The sequence below is a fragment of the Metabacillus endolithicus genome, assembly GCF_023078335.1.
Lineage (GTDB): Bacteria > Bacillota > Bacilli > Bacillales > Bacillaceae > Metabacillus > Metabacillus endolithicus.
Genome location: NZ_CP095550.1, coordinates 5,045,956 through 5,051,955, shown reverse-complemented (window position 1 = coordinate 5,051,955; position 6,000 = coordinate 5,045,956). Strand labels below are relative to the sequence as shown.

8 protein-coding genes and 2 pseudogenes are annotated in these 6,000 nt (G+C 33.6%); 4 read left to right on the top strand and 6 right to left on the bottom strand.

Translation table 11 applies throughout. The annotated features are described in order from the left end of the window. Nucleotides 1-173 (top strand): annotated as a pseudogene (locus MVE64_RS25795) (transcriptional regulator YeiL); the annotation flags it as partial. Between the two features lie 83 nt (nucleotides 174-256). Here MVE64_RS25795 and MVE64_RS25790 read toward each other — a convergent pair. The 3 genes from MVE64_RS25790 to MVE64_RS25780 all read right to left on the bottom strand — a co-directional run bounded on the left by MVE64_RS25790 (nucleotide 257) and on the right by MVE64_RS25780 (nucleotide 1,669). Next, complete coding sequence (locus MVE64_RS25790) at nucleotides 257-898, bottom strand: pyridoxamine 5'-phosphate oxidase family protein (RefSeq protein ID WP_247342457.1); 642 nt, start codon at nucleotides 896-898, stop codon at nucleotides 257-259. A gap of 63 nt (nucleotides 899-961) precedes the next feature. Then, nucleotides 962-1,222 carry a hypothetical protein gene (locus tag MVE64_RS28000; protein WP_345740730.1) on the bottom strand — a complete coding sequence of 87 codons (261 nt, stop codon included), beginning with the start codon at nucleotides 1,220-1,222 and terminating at the stop codon, nucleotides 962-964. 36 nt (nucleotides 1,223-1,258) lie between these two features. After that, nucleotides 1,259-1,669 carry a MerR family transcriptional regulator gene (locus MVE64_RS25780; protein WP_247342454.1) on the bottom strand — a complete coding sequence of 137 codons (411 nt, stop codon included), beginning with the start codon at nucleotides 1,667-1,669 and terminating at the stop codon, nucleotides 1,259-1,261. A gap of 207 nt (nucleotides 1,670-1,876) precedes the next feature. On the opposite strand from MVE64_RS25780, the gene MVE64_RS25775 reads away from it, so the two are divergent. After that, nucleotides 1,877-2,149: an HPr family phosphocarrier protein gene (locus tag MVE64_RS25775; protein ID WP_247342452.1), complete on the top strand. Its 273-nt coding sequence runs from the start codon at nucleotides 1,877-1,879 to the stop codon at nucleotides 2,147-2,149. A 17-nt stretch (nucleotides 2,150-2,166) separates the two neighbouring features. Then, nucleotides 2,167-2,774, top strand: a pseudogene (mobV, locus tag MVE64_RS28235) (MobV family relaxase). A 162-nt stretch (nucleotides 2,775-2,936) separates the two neighbouring features. Here mobV and MVE64_RS25760 read toward each other — a convergent pair. From MVE64_RS25760 to MVE64_RS25750, 3 genes are all read right to left on the bottom strand, one after another. Then, a complete protein-coding gene (locus tag MVE64_RS25760; RefSeq protein WP_247342443.1) occupies nucleotides 2,937-3,338 on the bottom strand; it encodes a hypothetical protein in 402 nt (133 codons plus the stop codon). Nucleotides 3,339-3,430: 92 nt separating this feature from the next. Continuing rightward, nucleotides 3,431-4,087 (bottom strand): DUF3169 family protein, encoded by a 657-nt coding sequence (locus tag MVE64_RS25755; RefSeq protein WP_247342441.1) that lies wholly within the window; start codon nucleotides 4,085-4,087, stop codon nucleotides 3,431-3,433. Then, complete coding sequence (locus MVE64_RS25750; protein ID WP_247342438.1) at nucleotides 4,088-4,291, bottom strand: helix-turn-helix transcriptional regulator; 204 nt, start codon at nucleotides 4,289-4,291, stop codon at nucleotides 4,088-4,090. It lies immediately after the preceding gene. A gap of 357 nt (nucleotides 4,292-4,648) precedes the next feature. On the opposite strand from MVE64_RS25750, the gene MVE64_RS25745 reads away from it, so the two are divergent. Then, nucleotides 4,649-5,956, top strand: a complete 1,308-nt coding sequence (locus MVE64_RS25745) for a methyl-accepting chemotaxis protein (RefSeq protein ID WP_247342435.1) — start codon at nucleotides 4,649-4,651, stop codon at nucleotides 5,954-5,956. The last annotated feature ends 44 nt before the right edge of the window (nucleotides 5,957-6,000 follow it).

Below are 6,000 nucleotides of genomic sequence, written 5' to 3'. Positions count from 1 at the left end.
TATATAAAGAGAAACACGTTACAGTTTGTGACTTTTTAGGCGTATCCTATCGACATCTGTTACATGTTCTTTCACAATTTTGTGAGAAGGGCTACCTGCAAAAGGATGGACGACACTATCGGATCGTGCAGCCAAATCAATTAGAAGAACTTGCCGAGAAACTTAGAAATTAGTAGGGAAGTGGCAGTAGAATAAACGAAAATAAAACACCCCATGTTTAATGGGGTGTTAAGCTTAGTTAACTAGTTTAATTGATTTAATACAGACGTTGCGTATAGCTTTCCTTTAATTCCTTTGCTACTTGATCTGAAGTCGTATTTGGCAATTTTGAGTGAGCAACCAGCATTTTTGGAGCTGAGGGAAGATCCTCTTTTGCTAACCATGAATCACTATCCCATATCTGTGATCGGATAAAAGCTTTCGCACAGTGAACATAGCATTCTTTCACTTCTACTAATAAACCAAATAAAGGGCTTTTTCCATTCACCGCGCTTTTTTCAAGTAGTTCAGGGTCACGACAAATATAAGCTTTCCCGTTTATTCTTAAAGTTTCTCCTAAACCAGGAATCAAAAATAGGAGTCCAATGTTAGGGTTGGACATGATGTTATGAACGGAATCCATTCGTTTATTTCCTGGACGTTCTGGAATAAATAAATGCTGTTCATCTAATACCATCACAAATCCAGGGGCATCTCCTCTTGGAGTTACATCACATTCTCCTTCTGAATTAGAAGTAGATAGAGATAAAAATGGAGATTTTGAGATAAAATCAACACAGTGTTCGTCAATAAAAGAAATCACTTTATTTGCAGCTCTTTGGCTGGGAGTGCCAATAAACGAGCGAAACTCTTCAAATTCTTCTTTTGTAGAGATCATGTTTTTATATGTAGTTGTCATGTAATCACCTTTCCAAATTGGAATATATATACATCATATCACGAGAAAATGGTGATCACTATGTTAATTTTCTCTTATCAATTGCTCTACCGATCGTAAACATCTCAGCACAGGAGGATCTGAGATGACTTCTTTGATGCACAAAGTCTCGTAGGAAGTATTGAAGTTAACCACTGCACCAATATCTTTTGATAAAAATGTATAGATTGGTGCAAATGCTACTGTCGTTCCAGGTGTAACCATTGGTGATGGTGCTAATATTGCCACTGGAGCAGTCGTGACTAACGTAAAAGTTTGCAAATGAACAAAGTAAACCACGTGCATTTCATTATCACAACTATGAAATACACGAGGTTTACATTAATAGGTAATCTCAATTTTATTCTTTTTATGAACATCTTCCGTTCCAGCATCAAGAGCAGTCTTGTAATAGAAACACTTATGATCAATGAGTTCCAGTGTTTTTTTGAGTTCTGCCATCTGTGTTTCAACCGTTGCTTTTCGCTCCATAAACATGTTATATCTTTTTTGCAACGTGACATCTCCGTCAGAGCACCAATCAATGAAGTGTTTAATTTCCTTTATTGTCATCCCTGTGGATTTTAAGCATTCAATAATTTTTAGAGCCTCAACATCAGATTCTTTAAACAATCTTGTTCCACTCTCAGTTCGTTCTACAAAAGGTAGAAGTCCTTCTTTATCGTAGTATCGTAAGGTATATACCGTCAGATCCAATTTTTTTGCCACTTGGCTGATCGAATATGTTTTCATCATCTAACTCCCTTTTTGAAAAATAGAACCAGAGAATATAGGTTTTGCAAACCATCTACCTGACTTTCAATACCAAGAGAGATAGTCTTTAACCTTTATCCATCCTGATAGGATTAGGCAAGAACTTGATAGGAATTAGATAACGATTGCTCTTTAAAGTGCTACATAATAAAAAGAAAGAGAGTTATAGAAGTGAGGTTGTGAACAGTGATCGAAAAACAATATACCTTATCAAGAACAGGATTTGTTCGTCCGTCAACTATATTAGTGAATGTTTCTAATAAGTGCGTATCAACGATCATTCTTGAATATAGAGAACATTGTGTTGAATTAAAAAACACACCGGAATCGTTAATGGATGCTATGTCTTTAGGGATTAGACCGGATACCCAATTTACTATAAAAGCTAAAGGAATTGACGAATTTATAGCTATACAAACTATAGAAAATCGTTTTAGAAAAATAAACTTAATAAATTGAAGTAGCAAACAATAACAATGGTAGAAGAGAGGTTTTGCCCATTGAGTTATTTCCTGATTTTAAACATGCAAAAATTAAAAGCTTCAACTATTCAATGTGTTCAACATCATAACCAACGAGCAATGGAAAGTGAAGTCAATCATTATATAGACAAGGAAAAATCAACTTTAAACTATGATCTTCTTAATAAAAGCAAAATAGATTATCTGGAAGTTGTAGAAATAGAATTGAGAAAGCAATGTTTTCTAAAAAGAAAATCAGAAAAGATGCTGTGAGGCTTTGTGAATTCATTATCACTTCCGAAAAAGAGTTCTTTGGAAACTTATCAGAAAAAGAAATAAAGAGATTTTTTAACAAAGGATTAGAATTTCTTCAAAAAAGGTACGGAGCAGACAATATCATTTATGCTTGTGTCCACTACGATGAAAAAATACCTCATATGCACATCGGCTTTGTCCCAATCACTGAAGACTACAGACTAAATGCAAATGAACTATTTTCGAGGCTCAACTTGCTGATGCTTCAGGATGATTTTCTAAATGCTCTAAATGAAGCAGGGTTTGATTTAAAACGCTACGTTTCTGGCCATCGTGAGGATTTAGTAAAAAGTGTTTTTTCAATGTAGGACCTAGCACAGCTTTTTATGAGACAATCTCATTCTTAGATTATAAAGGTGATATAAATGTAATGTACGCTTGTTCAAAAATTGAAGCGCTTTCCATAAAGGATAAGCGCTTCAATTTAGAAATATTGGGTTTGCACCAATGACATAAAAGACAGACTCTAGTTAAGGTCTGTACCCGTATGAAAAATCAAATAAAAATACAAAAAAAAGAAAGATAGCTGCTGCTGGAATGATGCTTGTGAAAACTAAGACCTTAGCAATCCGAGTATTAACCTTAGTAAACCATTTAAAGTAAATAAAAATTAAAATAAGCGCTAATGGCCAGAATAGAAACCCCGCTATAGTACTAACCAATTCTGAATTTTTATCCCAGTATTCATCAGGAACAGGGAGGATGTTTTCGAATTGTTTATCAATTTTATTTTTAGTAGAAATAAAGATAGATGAGAGTACAAAATAATAGGTGATAATTGTCGTTTTTATCCACCATCTGAACGACCTGTTGAAAATGACAATAATCAAAATGAGTGCTAATAAAATGAAAAACCCCGTGTATTGTTGCAAAAAATCACCTCTTTAAAAAGGTTATCTAATTTTCAGAAAAGTTTCAATAAAAAATAAGAGGAATTTATGGTTCCTCTTATTTTTCATAATTATTACTTATTTCGAATAACAAATAAATATTTACAATTTACCACTAGTAATACCATTGCCATAAGGATAATGGAAAAGGTTTGTGGATCTTCCCTCGTAACAGAGTAGACAGTTGATAGTGCTATGGCCGCGATAAGAGAAATATTTAATAAACCGTGTGATTTATATAATCCATCCAGGATAACATGCTTTTCACCATCGTCCGCAACATCAATGACACTTTGGCTACGGAAATCAATATTACGATCTGGATATACTTGTTTCATCATATATGTCATCATCATGATCAAAAAATAAGAAAGAAAGATTAAAACGATTGACATAATCGGCAGAATTAATTGTTGAGCGGTAATAAGACTTAAACTAAGTGCGAGAATAGAAAAAACGATACTGGAGTTGGCATATAAAGAATAATCGGCAAACATCTTATATTTATTAACCTCAATTTCATCTTCTTCATCACCACTAAATTGTTGGATGTTTAACGATTTAATCTTTTGATATCGCAAAATACTCATCACTATTAAGATGCAAGAAAGTGTGATTAAACTGATGACTGCTATCCCACCAGAAAACCTAACCTCAGAAAAGCTCATGAGTGCATACACGACAAAAAAACCAATAATTCCACCGAAAATAAACTGCAGGATTACTTTCATTTACAATTCCTCCTCCGCAAATTGAAATACATGCTCAACAGGTTCATTAAAAATACGTGCAATACGAACGGCAATAAGTAATGAAGGCATATACTCTTCCCGTTCAATCAAGCTTATTGTTTGCCTAGATACCTTAGCGAGCTTGGCAAGTTGAGTCTGGTTATAACCTTCACGAGCCCTGAGCTCCTTTAAGCGACTTTTCAAATCCTCACCTTCAATTCGTTTTCTGATGATTATATTGTATATGATCTTTTTCGTTTCGACAAACATATTAGTCATTATTAAAAGTATACTTGTCAAATCCAACAAACAATAAAGAAATCTCATTTTTCTGGAAATAAAAAGGTATAGTAAATTCCGCATAAATAATCCACATAATTCCTCAAAAAAATAACTTTTTTCAAAAAGATAAATGATTTAAAGGTTTTTAATTGGCATGAACAGGGTATAGGACAGGGGTTAAAAGTACTAATAGGAGGTTTTGACATGTGTTCCCATAATTTGAATTGATAAAAAATTTGTTGTTTAACTTTTTAACCACCTAAGAATGGAGATAAGAAAATGGATTTCAAGAATAACACAAGAAGTAAATTCACCGATAAAATGGATGTTAAAGCAAGTATAAGGCTTAAAATGATCGTAGTGGTAATCGTAAGTTTAGTAATTAGTTCGCCAATTTCTCAATATATAAACCTTTTATTGAAAGAATATGTGGACGGTAGTTTTGGAGTTTTCGTCAACACCTCTATTACTCTTTTAGTTGCAACTGTCATCATATCATTAGCTACGAGATTTTTAATTATTAATCGAATTAAAAAAGTTCTTGAGGCAACAAAATTAGCAGCAAATGGTGATTTAACAATTATTATAGAAGAAAACTCAAAAGATGAAATCGGTCAATTAGCATCATCATTTAACTTAATGATCAGTAATTTACATAAAGTAGTGACAAAAACGAATGATACATCTGGTAAGGTTGCTTCGTATTCAGAAGATTTTAAAGTTAGTACAGAACAAAGCAGTGCCTCAGTTGAGCAAATTTCAAATGCCATTCAAACTATTGTTTCAGGTTCAGAACTACAAACGACGAAAACATCCGAACTCTTTAAATCTTCTAAATTAGTTAGTGATGAATTAAAAAATGTTGCTTCTTCTATTCAAACTATTTCCGATATAGCTAATGTAACAAACGATAAGGCAGATACTGGATTAAAGTTAATAGATGAAACGATCAATAAAATGGATACAATACAACATTCAGTCATGTCCTCTTCGCAAAAAATGAATACTTTGGGAGAAAAATCTAAGGAAATAAGTCAAATTGTTTCCTTAATAACGAATATTGCGGACCAGACAAATTTACTAGCTTTAAATGCTTCAATCGAAGCCGCACGAGCTGGGGATGCAGGTAAAGGATTTGCTGTAGTGGCCGAAGAGGTTAGAAAACTAGCGGAGGGTTCTTCTAAAGCGGGTGAAGAAATTAGAAAATTAGTAAATGAGATACAACTTCAAACCACTGAGGCTGTTGATTCTATAAATAGTGGGACGATCATCGTCGAAGATGGAAGAGGCATGGTTTATAAGAGTGGTGAAGCGTTTAAAGACATTGTTAATTATGTTCACAACATAGGAAATAAGTCAGACTCAGCAATTAAGGCTATGGTCATGGTTGATGAGAGAACAAAGACAACGACCGAAGGCATCAGAGAAATAGATGACATTGCAGTGCAAGCCTCATCTAGTGTCCAAAATGTTGCAGCTTCTGTAGAAGAGCAATCTGCTTCAAATGAAGAAATCACTTCTTCTGCCCAATTGTTAAGTGAAATGGCAAATGACCTAAGAGTTGAAATAAGTAAATTTAAAATTTGATTTTTCCTAAAAAACAATCATTACTCTAATAGAGTTGATTGTTT